Here is a 15547-nt window from a genome sequence, read left to right as displayed (position 1 = left end):
ACGCACCAGTACGTCGAGGGTCGGCACGGGCTTCCTCCCGGGTCGCGGATCAGTGTTGTGCATTCTGCACCATGTGTGCGCCGATCCGGTGGGCTGCTGGCGTACGCGGGGAGCGCGGCACCGGCGTACGCGGCCACGCAGGACTGGATGGGCCGCGTCGCGGACAGTACGGCCCTGCAGCGGCTCAGCATTCCCGGGACCCACAACGCGGGCGCGCGGGTCGGCGGGCCGTGGGTGGCCTGCCAGAACATCCCGGTGGCGGAGCAGCTGAGCCTCGGGGTGCGGTTCCTCGACGTGCGCTGCCGGGCCTTCGAGGGCTCGTTCACCATCCACCACGGCGCCTACTACCAGAACCTGAACTTCACCGACGTGCTCGTCGCCTGCCGGGACTTCCTGGCCGCCCACCCCTCCGAGACCGTCCTGATGCGGCTCAAGCAGGAGTACTCGGAGGTGAGCGACGCCGAGTTCCGGGCCCACTTCGACGACTACCTGGACAACCGCGGCTGGCGTTCGCTGTTCCGGCTGGACTCCGCGCTGCCCGACCTGGGCGGGGCCCGCGGGAAGGTCGTCCTGCTCGCGGACAACGCCGGGCTGCCCGGCGTGCGCTGGGGCAATTCCGCCCTCTTCGACATCCAGGATGAGTACATGACCGAGCCCGTCGGCAAGTACCCGCTGGTCGAGGCGCACTTCAAGAAGGCGGTGGCCCAGCCAGGCAAGCTGTTCGTGAACCACGTCAGCACCGCCGCCCTGCTGCCGCCGAGCTACAACGCCGGGCAGCTCAACCCGCGTGTGAAGTCCTTCCTCACCGGGTCGGGCACCGTCGGCTGGACCGGCCTCGGCATCGTGCCCATGGATTTCCCCAACAGCACACCGGGCCTGATCGGGGCGGTACTCGCCCACAATCCCTGACCGTTCCCGTCACCGGACGGTTCCCGTCACCGGACGCGCCGACCGGGCCCCTCGGCGGCGCGTCCGCCGCGCAGCACATAGCCGACGCCGCGCTCGGTGTGGACCAGCCGGGGCAGACCGCCCGCCTCCGTCTTCCTCCGCAGGTACATCACGTACACGTCGAGGGTGTTGGAGGCGGGCTCGAAGTCGAAGCCCCACACCTCCCGCAGGATCGCCGCGCGCGTCAGCACCCGGCGCGGCCGGGACAGGAACAGCCGCAGCAGCTCGTACTCCGTCCTCGTCAGGTCCAGCCGCCGCCGCCGGATCGGACGGGCATGCCCCACACGCTGGCGCGGACCCCTGTGCCGGAGCTGTCAGCCGCCTGGGGAAACCCGAGGAGTCTCCGGCGGCGGCTTCGGAGCCCCCGGCAGCGTCACGACGGCCTCGGTGCCGCCGCCCGGCGCGGGACGCAGGGCCACCGCGCCGCCCGACTGGCGCACGGTCCTGGCCACGATCGACAGCCCGAGCCCGGACCCGGGCAGCGCACGCGCGGACGGCGAGCGCCAGAACCGGTCGAAGACGTGCGGCAGTTCCTCCGCCGGGATACCGGGGCCGTGGTCCCGCACGGTCAGCGTTCCCGCGCTCAGGGACACCTCGATCGTCCCGCCGGGCGGGCTGAACTTCACCGCGTTGTCGAGGACGTTGACGATGGCGCGCTCCAGCGCGGCCCGCTCGCCCCGGACGAACCAGGGATCGAGCGCCGCCGTGATCGTCAGCTCCGGCCCGCGCAGCCGAGCCCGCTCCAGGGCCTGCCCCGCGATCTCGTGCAGGGCCACGACCTGCGGCGGCGTCCCGCCCGCGGCCCTGTCCGGCCGCGACAGCTCCTGGAGATCGCCGATGAGCGAGGCCAGCTCGGTCATCTGCGCCTTGACGGAGGCCATGAGGGCCTTGCGGTCGTCGGGCGGGATGGCCCGTCCCGTCTCCTCGCTGCGGGCGAGCAGCTCGATGTTCGTCCGCAGCGAGGTGAGCGGCGTGCGCAGCTCGTGCCCGGCGTCCGCGATCAGCTGCTGCTGGAGCTCGCGGGAGGAGGCCAGGGCGGCGGTCATGGAGTTGAACGACTGCGAGAGCCGGGCGATCTCGTCCTTCCCCTCGACGGGTATCTGGACGGCGAGGTCCTCGGTGCGGGCCACATGCTCGACGGCCTCGGTGAGACGGTTCACGGGCTTGAGGCTCGACCGGGCGACCCACAGACCCGCCCCGCCCGCGACGGCGACCCCGCCGCCGGCGACGATGGCGAGGAGGACGGCGAGCGTGCTGAGGGAGTTGTTCATCTCCGTCAGCGGGCGCGAGACGGAGACGGTGATGCGGCCGTCCCCGTAGCGGGTCTGCCGGGTGATGACGCGCACCGCCTCGCCGTCGGTGGTGGTGCTGTCGTGGAGGGCGTACGGCACGAGGGTCCCGGCGGCGACCGCCTTGTCCGAGGGCTGGACCCTGACCGGCTTGGAGAACGGGCTGACGCAGCGGTTGCCGTCCGCGTCGACGACCTGGAAGTAGTCGCTCACGCCGCGCACCCGGCCGGAGACCTGGGTCTCGTCCTCGCAGTTGCGCAGTGCCGAGTCGATGAACATCTCGAGCGGCGAGGGCGGCTCACTGCTGCTGCGCAGCGTGTTGTCGATCTCGTCCCGCAGTTCGTTGCGTACGAGGAGCCAGCAGGCGAGCGCGCTGGCCGCCACCGCGACGGCGACCGCGAGCGCGGTGAGAAGCGCCAGCCGCCCCCGCAGCGGCAGCCCCCGCAGCCCTCTGCTCACTCCGAGCCGCCCGTCCGCAGTGCGTATCCCACGCCCCGCACGGTGTGCACGAGGCGCGGCTCGCCGGCCGCCTCGGTCTTGCGGCGCAGGTACATCACGTACACGTCGAGGGAGTTGGAGCTCGGCTCGAAGTCGAAGCCCCACACGGCCTTGAGGATCTGCTCGCGCGTCAGTACCTGGCGCGGGTGGGACAGGAACATCTCCAGCAGGGTGAACTCGGTGCGGGTGAGTTCGACGGGGCGCTCGCCCCGGGTGACCTCGCGGGTGGCGAGGTCCATCCGGAGGTCGGCGAAGGACAGGACGTTGTCCTCGGGCTCCTCACGGCCCGCTTCCGCCGCGTAGGAACTGCGGCGCAGCAGGGCGCGGATGCGGGCGAAGAGCTCGTCGAGTTCGAAGGGCTTGACGAGGTAGTCGTCCGCACCCGAGTCGAGGCCGGTGACCCGGTCGCCCACGGTGTCCCGTGCGGTGAGCATGAGGATCGGCGTCGTGGAGCCGGAGGACCGCAGGCGGCGGGCGGCGGTGAGGCCGTCCATCCGCGGCATCTGGATGTCGAGGACGACGAGGTCGGGCTGGTACGAGCCGACGCGTTCGAGGGCGTCGATGCCGTCGACGGCGACCTCGGTGCTGTAGCCCTCGAAGGCGAGGCTGCGCTGGAGGGCCTCGCGCACGGCGGGCTCGTCGTCGACGATCAGGATGCGCTGGGCGTCGCCCTCTGCGGGACTCATCGGCTTGCTTCCTCGCGGGTCTCGGTCGGTGGTCGGGGTCGAGCTATCAGCCTCGCACGCCCGCGGCCCGGGCCGCGGGCGGCCGGTGACCGGAAGCCGGCCGGGTGGTCTCGCGCCCGGTCTGCCCCGTGGTCTCGGCGCGGGCGCCCGCCGTGGTCCCGGCGCGGGCGCCCGCCGCGGCAGTGCCGCCGTGCGCGCGGCGCCTGCGCGCGGCGCTACGGGCCTCCCGGCCGTGGTGGCGGACGGCGTCCCTGGCGGACGGGTCCGCTCCCGCTCCCGCTGCCCCTGCCCCTGCCGGAGCCGGGGCTCCGGCAGCGGTCGTCGCCGTGCTGGTTCCGGTGATCCCGGCGGCCTTGAGCGGCGTACCGGAGACCGGGGAGCGCATGAGGGCCGACGGCAGCGCGGTGTCGGACGGACCGGTCGCGGCCGTGCCGGCGACCGGGTGCGCGACGATGCGCGCCGTCGGGGTGCGGGCGGGGCCGGCGGGCTCGGTGCGGCTGCGGCTGCGGGCGCGGGCCGGGTCGGATGCGGTGCGGCTCACGGGACCCGTTCCTGTCAGCCGGTGCCGCCGGCCCGCAGCGTGTCGAGGTCGGCCTTGAGGGTGTTGACCGGAATGGCGAATCCGAGGCCGACGCTGCCGGCGGAGCTGGTGCTGTCCGACGAGCTCGGTGAGTACATCGCCGAGTTGATGCCGATGATCTCGCCGTTCATGTTGATCAGTGCGCCGCCGGAGTTGCCGGGGTTGAGTGAGGCGTCGGTCTGGATGGCCTTGTAGGTGGTGGTGGACGAGCCTGTGTCGCCGTTGAACTGCTGCCCGCCGAACTCGAACGGCCAGCCTCCCTGCCCGCCACCCTGCTGTCGCTGTCCCTGTCCCTGTCCCTGGCTGTCGTCCTTGGCCACGGTGACGTCCCGGTCGAGGGCCGAGACGATGCCGGAGGTGACGGTGCCGGTCAGTCCTTCGGGGGAACCGATCGCGACGACCTGGTCGCCGACCTGGACCTCGCTGGAGTCACCGAGCGTGGCGGCCTTCAGCCCGGAGGCGTCGTTCAGCTTGATCAGGGCGAGGTCCTTGTCGGCGTCGGTGCCGGTGACCTCTGCGGTGTAGGAGGTGCCGTCGCTGGTGGTGACCTTGATCGACGAGGCTCCGGAGACGACGTGGTTGTTGGTGACGATCTCGCCGTCACCGGTGATGATCACACCCGAGCCGGTGGACTCGCCCGCGGCGGAGGTCGCGCTGATCTCCACGATGCTGGGGCTGACGGCCTGCGCGACACCGGCGACGGTGCCCTTGCTGCTCGCGGAGACGGTCGTGCCGCTCACGACGGAGCCGCTGCCCGCGGTGTCGTTGCCGGCCAGTTCCTGTACGGCGGTGGCCGTGCCGCCGCCGATGGCCGCGGCGACGATCGCGACGGCGGCCAGCAGGGCGAAGGGCCGCCTGGCGCGCTTCGCCGGGACCTGGTCCTGGGAATGGACAGGGCCCTGGGAGGACCACGCCGGGGCATCGGCGCCTGCCGCCGTCGCGGTCCCGCCGCCGTTACCGGCGCCGTCACCCGTACCGCCGAGGGCCGCGCCTGCCGGCTGCCCGTGGTGGGCCGGTGCGTGTGCGGGCGGCGGGGGCCAGGCCGCGTCGACGGCGCCCGCCGTCGGCCGCTCCCGTCGCTCCTCCCCGTGCGGCGTGGGCCCGTACGGCTGGTGGGGCTCGTAGGGCTGGTGGGGCTCACCCCCGGCCCCGTACGCCCCGTACGCCCCGTAAGGCTCGCTCGATCCGTGATCGGAGTACGGCTCCTGCGGATTGCCGCCGCGTCGGTTGCTCTCGGTCATGACACCCACTGTGTCCGCGGACCATGAGAGCTCCCTGAGGGGCCGCTGAGAACCCCGAAAGAACCTCGTATGCCCGATATAAGGACCGGTAGGGCCCGGGACGGACGGCACAGGGACCGCCGGCGGCCCGGGGCGGACGGCCCGCCCGCTCAGCCGTTGCAGCCGCAGGAGTGGCGGATCACCAGCCGCGACGGGAACTGCTTCACCCGCTCGCGCCGGGAGCCGGAGACCCGCAGCGAGTCGTCGAGGACCAGGTCGACGGCGGCGCGGGCCATCGCCGGGCGGTCGGAGGCGACGGTCGTCAGCGGCGGGTCGGTGAGTGCCGCCTCCTTGACGTCGTCGAAGCCGACCACGGCCAGCTCTCCGGGGACGTCGATGCGCAGCTCGCGCGCCGCCCGCAGCACCCCGATGGCCTGGTCGTCGGTGGCGCAGATGATCGCGGGCGGCCGGTGCGGGCCCGCCAGCAGGTCGAGACCGACCTTGTACGCGTCGTAGCGGTTGTAAGGGGCCTGGAAGAGGCGCCCCTCAGTGGACCGGCCCGCCTCGCTCATGGCGCGGCGCCAGCCCTCCACGTGGTCGGTGACGGGGTCGCCGACCACCGGGGTGGACTCGACGCCGCCGAGACAGGCGACGTACTCGTGGCCGTGCTCCAGGAGGTGGCGGGCGGCCAGCTGGGCGCCGCCGATGTCGTCCAGGACGACCGCGACGTCCTCGATCGCCTCGGGGCGGCGGTGCAGCAGCACCACGCGCGCGTCCCAGGCCTCGATCTCCGCGGCGGCGGTCTCGCTGGGGCCCTGGCTGACCAGGATCAGCCCGGAGACGCGCATGCCGAGGAAGGCCCGCAGATAGTGGACCTCGCGCTCGTCCAGGTAGTCGGAGTTGCCGACCAGCACCATCTTCCCGCGCTCGGCGGCTGCCTGCTCGACGGCGTGCGCCATCTCCGCGAAGAAGGGCTGGCGCGCGTCCGGCACGATCATGCCTATGAGGTCCGTACGCCGTGAGGCCATGGCCTGCGCGACGCGGTCGGGCCGGTAACCGAGCTCCTTGATCGCTGCGAGGACACGCTCGCGCGTGGCCGGGGCGACCGGCCTGGGTCCGTTGTTGATGACGTAGCTCACGACGGCGGTGGAGGTCCCCGCCAGCCGTGCCACGTCATCCCGCGTCACCTTGGCCACGGACGAGAGTCTACGCGGGATGATTCACCTCTTGACCGGTCGGACGGAAGCTTCCTCCGCCTGAACTGTGGCTTCCGACCCGTGGGCGTGCTCGCCGACCCGCTCCCCGGAGGTGGCGGCCTTCGCCGCACCGCCCTGGCCCTCGGCGGGCGAAGCGCCCCCGGCGGACCGGTCGATCTTCTCCGGCGTGACGAAGCGGTACCCGACGTTGCGCACCGTTCCGATCAGCGACTCGTGCTCCGGTCCGAGCTTGGCGCGCAGGCGCCGCACGTGAACGTCCACGGTCCGGGTACCGCCGAAGTAGTCGTAGCCCCAGACCTCCTGGAGGAGCTGGGCGCGGGTGAAGACCCGGCCCGGGTGCTGCGCCAGGTACTTGAGCAGCTCGAACTCCTTGAAGGTCAGGTCCAGGACCCGGCCCTTGAGCTTCGCGCTGTACGTCGCCTCGTCCACGGACAGATCGCCGTTGCGGATCTCCATGGGGGAGTCGTCCGAGGTGATCTGCTGGCGGCCCATGGCGAGCCGCAGCCGCGCCTCGACCTCGGCCGGTCCCGCGGTGTCCAGCAGGACGTCGTCGATGCCCCAGTCGGCGGTGACGGCGGCGAGACCGCCCTCCGTCACGACGAGGATCAGCGGGCAGCCGGGCCCGGTGGAGCGCAGCAGCTGGCACAGGCTGCGGACCTGCGGGAGGTCGCGGCGGCCGTCGATCAGGATGACGTCGGCGCCCGGGGTGTCCACGAGGGCCGGGCCCTCGGCGGGTGCCACGCGGACGTTGTGAAGCAGCAGGCCGAGGGCGGGAAGCACCTCGGTCGACGGCTGAAGCGCGTTGGTCAGCAGCAGCAGTGAGCTCATCGCCGACCACCTGCCGACGACTTCGACGACGTTGTAGGGATACTGCTCGGACTGCCAAGCACGGTTCGCTCGCCCATTACGTGTTCCTTCCTCGGTCCCTGCGAGGACGTATGCGGCACTGCTTCATTCTGGCGCGGACCCTCGCCCCCGGGGATCCGCTGCGCCTCCCTTGCGCCGTGCGAATGGACACACGGCCGGAAAGCGCGAAAGGACCCGGGGGCTGCATTGCCCGGATCCTTCTGCCGCCAGAATAACCCACATGAGGAGCGGAACCGAGGCCGAATCCGTACGTTCGTTTGTGCAACCGATCACGGAAGGTCATCGGCGCGTCATGCTGAGGACCGACGACGGTGTACGGATCGACGCCTCGTACGAGTCGGGACCCACGGGCGGCGACGGGCTCGCCATCGTCGTCGCGCACGGTTTCTCCGGCCGGCTGGAACGGCCCGCGGTGCGCCGCGCCGCACGGGCATTCGCCCAGCATGCGGCCGTGATCACGCTCTCCTTCCGGGGGCACGGCGGCTCCGGCGGCCGCTCCACGGTCGGTGACCGGGAGGTCCTCGACCTGGCCGCCGCCGTCGCCTGGGCGCGCTCCCTCGGCCACGAGCGGGTGGCCACCGTCGGCTTCTCCATGGGCGGCTCCGTGGTCCTGCGGCACGCCGCTCTCTACGGCGAAAACGCGCCGGAGCGCGAGGGGCGCACGGAGGCGCGCACGGACGCAGTGGTCGCGGTGAGCGCGCCGGCGCGCTGGTTCTACCGCGGCACGGCGCCGATGCGCCGGCTGCACTGGGTGGTCACCCGCCGCTCCGGCCGGGTGGTCGGCCGCTACGGCCTGAAGACCCGCATCCACCACAAGGGCTGGGACCCGGTGCCGCTGTCGCCGGTCGAGGCGGTGCCGCTGATCGCCCCGTTGCCGCTGCTGATCGTGCACGGCGACCGCGACCGGTACTTCCCGCTCGACCACCCGCGCTCGCTGATGGCGGTCGCCGACCCAGCGACCTCGGAGCTTTGGGTGGAGCCCGGCATGGGGCACGCGGAGGACGCGGCCGACGAGATGCTGCTGGCGCGGATCGGGGAGTGGCTCGTCACTCGCTCGCTGTGACGGCCCCGGGCCGCTCGCCGAGAAGGGGCCGCGGCTGCCGGCGAACGGCCTCGGCCCGCCGCCACCGCCCGCCGGTCCCGAACGGGCCTCCGCTCCCTCGCCGCCGCCCGGGGCGCCGCCACTCCCTACGATTGGGCACGACCGGACGATTGGCACGACCGGGCACACGAGTCGAGGAGAGGAGCCGCAATGGCAGCGGGAACCATCCGCTACTGGGCCGCGGCGAAGGCGGCCGCGGGCGTTGCCGAGGAGCCGTACCGCGCCGACACGCTCGCCGAGGCGCTGGACGGTGCCCGCGAGCGGCACCCGGGCGAACTGGCCCGGGTCCTGGCGCGCTGCTCGTTCCTCATCGACGGTGACCCCGTCGGGACCCGCAGTCATGAGACCGTACGGCTGGCCGAGGGCGGCACGGTCGAGGTGCTTCCGCCGTTCGCAGGAGGGTGAACCCCCACACCATGAGCAATCAGCAGAGCCCGTACCCGTACGACCCGTACGAGTACGGCGGCGGTGGAGCCGATGGCCGGCAGGACCCGCAGGCGCAGTCCTGGCAGGGGGCCGGCTGGTCCGAGGACGGGACGCAGGCCCTGCGGCCTCCGCAGCAGTCCCGGCCGGACGGGACTGCGTACTCGGACGCGGCGGCGTACGTGGACGCCGCCTACGCGCCGCCGCAGGGTGCCGGGCACCCGCAGCAGTACCCGGAGGCCCCGCCCGCCCAGGCGGCGGCGTACGCGGCGCGGGCTCAGCACCAGCCGCAGGTCCATCCGTACCCCCAGCCGCAGGCGCAGGCGTACCCGCAGCCGCAGCATCCGTACCCGCAGTCGCAGCCCCAGCCGCAGGCGGAGCCCGTGCCGACCGTGACCCCGGACGCGCCGCTCACCGCCGCCCAGCGGGCCCGCGCCGAGGGCCGCTCGCCGATCATCGCGCCGGGCATCCAGCCCGCCGTGCTCACCGTCGTGCTGTCGCTGCTGCTCGCCGGGGCGGCCGCCACCGGTGAGGCGCTCGTGACCGTGCTGCCGCTGGTGCTGCTCCAGGCCGTCACCGCCGCCGGCTGGTTCCGGCTGAACGGGATGTGGCCGGCCCGTCAGGGCATCGCCCTCGCCTTCGCGGGCGGTCTGGCCGTCGACGTGGTGCTCCTGACCGTCGGTGAGGACCACGCGCCCGCCTCGATCATCGGCACGCTCGGTGTCTGGGTGCTGTTCGTGCTCGTCCTGCAACTGCGCAACCGAAGCAGTGCCGACGAGCGGATGTACGCGCTGACCGCGACCGTGACGTCGTCCGCGCTGGCGATCGTCGCCGCCGGGCATCTGGCCGCCGAACCGGACGCCGTGGTCGCCGGGGCCTGCGCGGTGGCGCTGGGGACCCTGGTCCGCGCCCTGCCGCTACCGGCCCCCGTGTCGGTGGCGGCCGCCCTGGCCGCCGCGGCCGGTGCGGGAGCGGCCGCGGGACGGTTCACCGACGTGGGCGCGCAGGGCGGGGCGCTGCTCGGGCTTGCCGCCGGGGTCTGCGCGCTGGTCGGCCTGCGGGTAGCGAGCTACGACTACCCGTCACGCTTCGTCCACATGACGGCGGGTGTGGCGCTGCCGCTCATGGCCGCGGCACCGGCCGTTTATCTGATCGGACGAGCCGTCGGCTGAAACCAATCCGGCTACGCTCGCGTTTCATCACTGAGGATCATCTTTGATCATTACTGATCGACGAGATTCGTGACGGGGGCCGACTACACGGGCGGGGGAAACGCCGAGCCATGCGCGCACTACGAATACTGCTCATCATCGCCGTGATTCTGGGCGGACTCTTCGTGGCGGTGGACCGCCTCGCGGTCAACTACGCCGAGAACGAGGCGGCCGAGCGGCTGCGGGCGAACGAGGGCCTGGCCGAGAGCCCCACCGTCTCCATCGCCGGCTTCCCCTTCCTGACCCAGGTGCTGAGCGGCGAACTCGACGAGGTCGACGCGACGATCAGCGACTTCAAGGCCTCGGGGCAGGGCGAGGCCGTCGTGATCGACGAGCTCACGGCGACCATGCGGGGCGTCGTCCTGGCGGACGACTACAGCTCGGCCACCGCGGAACGGGCCACCGGCTCCGCAGTGATCTCCTACGACGAACTGCTGAAGGCCGCCCGGGCCGAGCCCGTCGAGATCGGGGCGGGCATCACCGCCAGGGTCACCAAGCTGTCGGACGGGGGCAACGGCAAGATCAAGGTCGGGATCACGGCGGACGTCCCGGTCATCGGCGAGCGGGACTTCGAGGTGCTCAGCACCGTCAAGGTCGTGGACGGCGACACCGTGGAGGTGCACGCCGACACGCTGCCGGACTTCCCGGGCGCTGGTCTGGCCGACCAGCAGGTCCGCAGGGTGACGGACTTCGAGGAGAAGATCACCGAGCTGCCGCGGGGCATCGCCCTCGAGAAGGTCACGGCGGGCGCGGACGGAGTGCGGATATCCGTCACGGGTTCGCAGGTGGCCCTCATCGGGTAGGCATCGGCGGTGCTCCGCCGGCCCCTGGGGCTCGCGGCGCCGCCCGGGCGCGGGCTCGGCGCCGGAGACCCCGCGATCCCCGCAGGCCCCGCAGGCCCGGCGGGTCCGGCGGTCCGGCAGGTCCTGCGGGTCCTGCGGGTCCTGCGGGTCCAGCAGATCCGGTGCCGGGGCCTGGCAGGGGCCGCGGGTGCGCAGGACCCAGTGCCGACGGCTGGGCCACCCGGAGCCCGCCCGGAGCCCGCGTCCGAAGTGCGAGACGGGAGTGTCCGCTGCTCGGCCCCGTGAGCGGCGCGGACGGCCGGACGCATCCCCGGAGGCCGGTCGGCGACCTCGCCCGCGCATCCGCTGTACCGCATTCTGGACAATCATGTCTCGCCATATGACACGCCGGTGACATGTCGCGCGATGTCTCTTTACGATCGGACCCATGCAGCGACAGGCGGATCTCACGAAGCGGCGGGCAGTAGACCTGTGCCGCGTCGCCGCCATGCTCTGTCGCACGTTCTGAGCGGGAGCCCACTCCCGTATCCCCGCCGGCCCATGTCCGTGGCCGCATCCGTGACCGGCGCCGGTCGTAGCCGTATCCGAATCCCGGCGCCCGCGTTCCGTACCCCGTACAGCACCCCGCCGCACACTGCCCCGGAGGAGAGAAGCATGAGCCGCAGCGACGTCCTCGTAGACGCCGACTGGGTCGAGGCCCACCTGGACGACCCGAAGGTCGTCATCGTCGAGGTCGACGAAGACACCTCGGCGTACGAGAAGAACCACATCAGGAACGCCGTCCGGATCGACTGGAAGACCGACCTCCAGGACCCGGTCCGCCGCGACTTCGTCGACCAGGAGGGCTTCGAGAAGCTCCTCTCGGCCAAGGGCATCGCCAACGACGACACGGTGATCCTCTACGGCGGCAACAACAACTGGTTCGCCTCCTACGCCTACTGGTACTTCAAGCTCTACGGCCACGACTCCGTCAAGCTCCTCGACGGCGGCCGCAAGAAGTGGGAGCTGGACGCCCGGGAGCTGGTCGAGGAGGTGCCCGAGCGCTCCGCCACCGAGTACAAGGCCAAGGCCCAGGACACCTCGATCCGCGCCTACCGCGACGACGTCGTGGCCGCGATCGGCAACCAGAACCTCGTCGACGTGCGCTCCCCCGACGAGTTCAGCGGCAAGCTGCTCGCGCCGGCCCACCTCCCGCAGGAGCAGTCGCAGCGCCCCGGCCACGTGCCGAGCGCCCGCAACATCCCGTGGTCGAAGAACGCCAACGACGACGGCACGTTCAAGTCGGACGAGGAGCTCAAGGAGCTCTACGCCCAGGAGCAGGTCGACCTCGCGAAGGACACCATCGCCTACTGCCGCATCGGTGAGCGCTCCGCGCTGACCTGGTTCGTGCTGCACGAGCTGCTGGGCGTGGACAACGTCAAGAACTACGACGGCTCGTGGACCGAGTACGGCTCCCTGGTCGGCGTTCCGATCGAGCTCGGCCCGGCCAAGTAACCGGCCGACGGCCGAGGAAGGAAGAGACCCATGTGTGGAGCAACGGCAGGCGGCCCCAGCCTGGCAGGAGTTGACGTGGCGAAGGAAACCATCATCCAGGGCTCCGTGACCCGCGACGGCGAGCCGGTCTCCGGCTACGTCCGCCTCCTCGACGGCACCGGAGAGTTCACCGCCGAGGTCCCGACCTCGGCGACCGGACAGTTCCGGTTCTTCGCCGCCCCCGGCACCTGGACGCTGCGCGCGCTGGTGCCGGGCGCCTCGGTCGACCGCGCGGTGGTCGCCCAGCAGGGCAACCTCACCGAGGTCGCCATCGCCGTCTGATACGACGGCGCACGAACGGGCCGGAAGGCCGCACCCAGGGGGTTGGACGCCTCAGGAACCGGGTGCGGGCTTCCGGCCTTCCGCATGCCGTGGTCGCGCGGCGCCCCCGGGCTGCGGCGCCGCCCGTGCGGCGCCCTCCCGGAGTACGCGGGACCGCCCGCCGTCCGGCGCCGTCGGACCCGGGCCTCCGGGACCGGGCCGCTCCGGAACCTGGCCGTTCCGGGACCGGGCCGTTCCGGAACCGGGCCGCTCCGGAACCCGGCCGCTCCGGAACCTGGCCGTTCCGGAACCGCCGGGCTGCGCCGTGGCCGTGCGGTCGTAGGCTGAAGATGTGTACGCACGACGGCGGCATGCCTACTTCTGGCTGATGGGGGCCTGTCTGGCGCTCTTCGTGGGCGCCTGGGGCTTCGTACGGCTGTGGTCGGTGCCCGCGGCGGTCGCGATGTGCCTGGTCGCCATGGTCATTCCGCCTCTCGCGGCGGTCGTCGCCAACCGGCGCGGGCCCGAGGACCGCTGGTGGGACGACCCCAGCGGAGACCCGCAGTCCGACGAGTGGTGGGACGAACTGGACGGCAAACGCAGGCCCCGGCAGTGACAGCGCCCGGGACACCCCCGGGCCCGCGCCGTGCTCAGTAGACGAGGGCCTGGACGCCGTCCGCCATGATCTCGCTGACGAACACCTGCGCGCCCGCGATCCGCACGCCCTCGATGACGTCCTTCTCCGTGATGTCCCTCCGGGCCGCGCACTGCGTGCACAGCGTGATCAGCCCGCCCGCGGCCCGGATCGACTCGATCAGGTCCGGCAGCGGGGCCGCGTGCGGCAGTTCGAACTCCGCGGCCTTGCCGGGCAGCGCGAACCACGCGGACTCGCCGGTCAGCCAGAAAGACACCTCCACTCCGCTGGCCGCCGCCACCGCGCCGACCGTGAATGCCTGCGAGCAGCGTTCGGGGGCGTCGGCCCCCGCCGTCACCTTGATCACGAGCTTTTTCGCCATGTCAGAAGCGTAGGCCGATCCGTAATCCAGTGGCGCACAACCCCTGGTGTTACGTATGAGTCTGCTGTGGCGCAGATATGGAATCTGCGCCTCAAGTCCCGTGGGGGGACCCTTTGGAAGAGCCACAGACCGGTGCCACGCGAGAGGTTGGCATGCCTCAGTCATCCGCGGTGCCGGGAACACCGGAACCACCAGCACAACCAGCATCATCCGTATCATCCGCGCAACCGGCGACGCCGGACGAGGCGGCGCCCCTGACGCCGCCGGCTCCGCGCCGCCGCGGCAGGACCGCCCTGATCATCGCCACGGCCGCCGTGCTGGGCCTCGTCGGCGGCACGGCCGTCGGCTACGGCGTCCAGGCGCAGCGTCCTGCGACGCCGCTGCCCGCGCTGTCCCAGCCGGGGCTCGGGTACCCGGCCGAGTCCCTGCCGAAGGACAAGGCGCCCGACCCGTTGTCGGACAAGGAGGACCGAGGCCGCAGGACCGAAGGCGACCTGCGCAAACTGATCGTCGCCAAGCCCAAGGGTGCCCGCGAGTCGCGGTTGCCCGTCTTCGAGGGCGGGACCATGCCGGTGGACGGCTGGCTCAGCACCGCCGGATACTCCTTGGAGTTCGTCGAGGAGGACCTGGCGTTCCAGGATTTCGTCGAGGACGACATCCGCCGGATCGCGGCCACCGACTGGGCCCGCGGGGAGTACGGCCAGGTCGCCGTGCGGCTGGTGCAGTTCCGCGACGGAGCGGCCGAGGGCGCGCGCTACCACGCCGAGAGCCAGATCGGTGACGCGTCCTCGGACACGGATGCCGAGGGATACCAGGTCAAGGGAAGCGGCAACGCGCGCTACTTCGTCTACCCGGTGCGGAACAAGCCCGGCTACCTGCCCTCCTACGAGGCCCGCGCCGCGGGTTACCGGGGCGACGTCATGTTCGCCATCCACATCTTCGACACCAAGCCGATCAGCAAGAAGGACATCCGGACGCTGGCCGAGCAGCAGCTGGAGCGCCTGTGAACCCTGACAGCCCGGACAACCCCGACAGCCCTGTGAACGCGGGTGACGCGGAGAACGCCGAGAGCCCCGAGGCCGCCGAAACCCCTCTGGCCGCCGGTTCCGGCACCACCCGTAAGCCCCGCGCGCGGCGGCTTCTCGGCACCGTGCTGCCCGCCGCCCTGGTGCTGGCAGCCATCGGCGGTGGCATCGCGTACTCCGTGATCACCGTCGATGGTGCCGACCGCACCGCGCCCACCGTCCTGTGGGCCGAGGACGCGGAGCCGAAGGACAGCGGCAAGGACCCGGCGGGCAAGACCGGCGCCGGGCGCGCGGACACGGAACTCAGCAAGCTGCTGCTGCCCGTCCCCGACGACTTCCGCCTCGGTCCCGACTCCGGCCAGTACGGGAACGACAGCGAACTCAGCGGCAAGCAGGCCACCGCCATCCTCAAGTCGTCCGGCAAGGGGCTGACCGGCAAGAAGCGCAGGGAGTTCGGCAAGTACGTCGAGAAGCTGCGGCTCAAGGGCGTGGCCACGCGCACGTACGCACGGAGCACCAACGACCTGGTCATCGACATGACGATCACTCAGATGGACAACAAGACCGCCGTGCGCGAGATGTACCGGTTCCAGACCCGGCTGTTCGACGAGATCGGCATCTTCCGGGACGGCCCCGCGATCAAGGGTGCCAAGGCCAGGTGCTACCTCATGCCTGCCGACAAGAAGTCGAAGCTCGACGGCATGTCCTGCGTGGCGATCGACGGCGAACTCTTCGTCTCCATGGAGGCGTTCGGCCCCGAGCCGTTCTCCAAGTCGTCCGCCGCCAAGCTGCTGCGGAAGCAGCTCGACCACATCGCGTCTCCGGGGGAGTACGTATGACCGAGCCCATCACCGAGCCGAAGCGGACC

18 protein-coding genes and 1 pseudogene are annotated in these 15547 nt (G+C 72.0%); 11 read left to right on the top strand and 8 right to left on the bottom strand.

Annotation, left to right across the window (positions count from 1 at the left end):
- Positions 1 to 57 precede the first annotated feature (57 nt).
- Positions 58 to 909: a phosphatidylinositol-specific phospholipase C gene (locus tag GUY61_RS22315; protein ID WP_398956469.1), complete on the top strand. Its 852-nt coding sequence runs from the start codon at positions 58 to 60 to the stop codon at positions 907 to 909.
- A gap of 26 nt (positions 910 to 935) precedes the next feature.
- Here GUY61_RS22315 and GUY61_RS22310 read toward each other — a convergent pair.
- The 7 genes and pseudogenes from GUY61_RS22310 to GUY61_RS22280 form a co-directional block, all read right to left on the bottom strand.
- Positions 936 to 1205 (bottom strand): annotated as a pseudogene (locus GUY61_RS22310) (winged helix-turn-helix domain-containing protein); the annotation flags it as partial.
- 57 nt (positions 1206 to 1262) lie between these two features.
- On the bottom strand, positions 1263 to 2696 hold the full coding sequence (locus GUY61_RS22305) for a cell wall metabolism sensor histidine kinase WalK (protein WP_166632002.1): 1434 nt from the start codon (positions 2694 to 2696) through the stop codon (positions 1263 to 1265).
- Entirely contained in the window at positions 2693 to 3421 is a 729-nt protein-coding gene (locus GUY61_RS22300) for a response regulator transcription factor (RefSeq protein WP_166632001.1), read from the bottom strand. The genes GUY61_RS22305 and GUY61_RS22300 overlap by 4 nt, the downstream gene beginning before the upstream one ends.
- A 46-nt stretch (positions 3422 to 3467) precedes the next feature.
- Positions 3468 to 3962, bottom strand: coding sequence for a hypothetical protein (locus GUY61_RS22295; RefSeq protein ID WP_166632000.1), 495 nt, complete (start codon positions 3960 to 3962; stop codon positions 3468 to 3470).
- Between the two features lie 14 nt (positions 3963 to 3976).
- Positions 3977 to 5242, bottom strand: a complete 1266-nt coding sequence (locus GUY61_RS22290) for a S1C family serine protease (RefSeq protein WP_166631999.1) — start codon at positions 5240 to 5242, stop codon at positions 3977 to 3979.
- A 149-nt stretch (positions 5243 to 5391) separates the two neighbouring features.
- Positions 5392 to 6417, bottom strand: a complete 1026-nt coding sequence (locus GUY61_RS22285) for a LacI family DNA-binding transcriptional regulator (protein ID WP_166631998.1) — start codon at positions 6415 to 6417, stop codon at positions 5392 to 5394.
- 24 nt (positions 6418 to 6441) lie between these two features.
- Complete coding sequence (locus GUY61_RS22280; RefSeq protein ID WP_243766656.1) at positions 6442 to 7266, bottom strand: response regulator transcription factor; 825 nt, start codon at positions 7264 to 7266, stop codon at positions 6442 to 6444.
- A 259-nt stretch (positions 7267 to 7525) separates the two neighbouring features.
- On the opposite strand from GUY61_RS22280, the gene GUY61_RS22275 reads away from it, so the two are divergent.
- The 8 genes from GUY61_RS22275 (at position 7526) to GUY61_RS22245 (ending at position 13254) form a co-directional block, all read left to right on the top strand.
- The gene (locus tag GUY61_RS22275) at positions 7526 to 8368 is read left to right on the top strand and encodes an alpha/beta fold hydrolase (RefSeq protein WP_166631997.1); all 843 of its coding nucleotides are present in this window, start codon (positions 7526 to 7528) and stop codon (positions 8366 to 8368) included.
- A gap of 189 nt (positions 8369 to 8557) precedes the next feature.
- Entirely contained in the window at positions 8558 to 8812 is a 255-nt protein-coding gene (locus tag GUY61_RS22270) for a MoaD/ThiS family protein (protein ID WP_166631996.1), read from the top strand.
- A gap of 11 nt (positions 8813 to 8823) precedes the next feature.
- Positions 8824 to 10002, top strand: a complete 1179-nt coding sequence (locus GUY61_RS22265) for a hypothetical protein (protein ID WP_166631995.1) — start codon at positions 8824 to 8826, stop codon at positions 10000 to 10002.
- A gap of 110 nt (positions 10003 to 10112) precedes the next feature.
- Positions 10113 to 10844 (top strand): DUF2993 domain-containing protein, encoded by a 732-nt coding sequence (locus GUY61_RS22260; protein ID WP_166631994.1) that lies wholly within the window; start codon positions 10113 to 10115, stop codon positions 10842 to 10844.
- A 427-nt stretch (positions 10845 to 11271) separates the two neighbouring features.
- On the top strand, positions 11272 to 11352 hold the full coding sequence (locus GUY61_RS41905; RefSeq protein ID WP_351007875.1) for a putative leader peptide: 81 nt from the start codon (positions 11272 to 11274) through the stop codon (positions 11350 to 11352).
- 146 nt (positions 11353 to 11498) lie between these two features.
- Entirely contained in the window at positions 11499 to 12338 is an 840-nt protein-coding gene (locus tag GUY61_RS22255; RefSeq protein WP_166631993.1) for a sulfurtransferase, read from the top strand.
- A 30-nt stretch (positions 12339 to 12368) separates the two neighbouring features.
- Positions 12369 to 12659 carry a DUF1416 domain-containing protein gene (locus GUY61_RS22250; protein ID WP_166631992.1) on the top strand — a complete coding sequence of 97 codons (291 nt, stop codon included), beginning with the start codon at positions 12369 to 12371 and terminating at the stop codon, positions 12657 to 12659.
- Positions 12660 to 12990: 331 nt separating this feature from the next.
- Positions 12991 to 13254 carry a DUF3099 domain-containing protein gene (locus GUY61_RS22245; RefSeq protein WP_166631991.1) on the top strand — a complete coding sequence of 88 codons (264 nt, stop codon included), beginning with the start codon at positions 12991 to 12993 and terminating at the stop codon, positions 13252 to 13254.
- 34 nt (positions 13255 to 13288) lie between these two features.
- On the opposite strand, the gene GUY61_RS22240 is transcribed toward GUY61_RS22245, so the two are convergent.
- Positions 13289 to 13654: a DsrE family protein gene (locus tag GUY61_RS22240; protein ID WP_166631990.1), complete on the bottom strand. Its 366-nt coding sequence runs from the start codon at positions 13652 to 13654 to the stop codon at positions 13289 to 13291.
- Positions 13655 to 13968: 314 nt separating this feature from the next.
- Between GUY61_RS22240 and GUY61_RS22235 the strand changes: the two genes are divergently transcribed.
- Positions 13969 to 14661 (top strand): hypothetical protein, encoded by a 693-nt coding sequence (locus GUY61_RS22235; RefSeq protein WP_313896791.1) that lies wholly within the window; start codon positions 13969 to 13971, stop codon positions 14659 to 14661.
- Positions 14658 to 15518, top strand: a complete 861-nt coding sequence (locus GUY61_RS22230; RefSeq protein ID WP_313896790.1) for a hypothetical protein — start codon at positions 14658 to 14660, stop codon at positions 15516 to 15518. Before GUY61_RS22235 ends, GUY61_RS22230 begins: the two co-directional genes overlap by 4 nt.
- The last annotated feature ends 29 nt before the right edge of the window (positions 15519 to 15547 follow it).

Source organism: Streptomyces sp. GC420 (assembly GCF_009916105.1).
Lineage (GTDB): Bacteria > Actinomycetota > Actinomycetes > Streptomycetales > Streptomycetaceae > Streptomyces.
The sequence above is the reverse complement of the archived record's forward strand: the minus strand, read 5'-3'. Positions and strand labels throughout refer to the sequence as shown.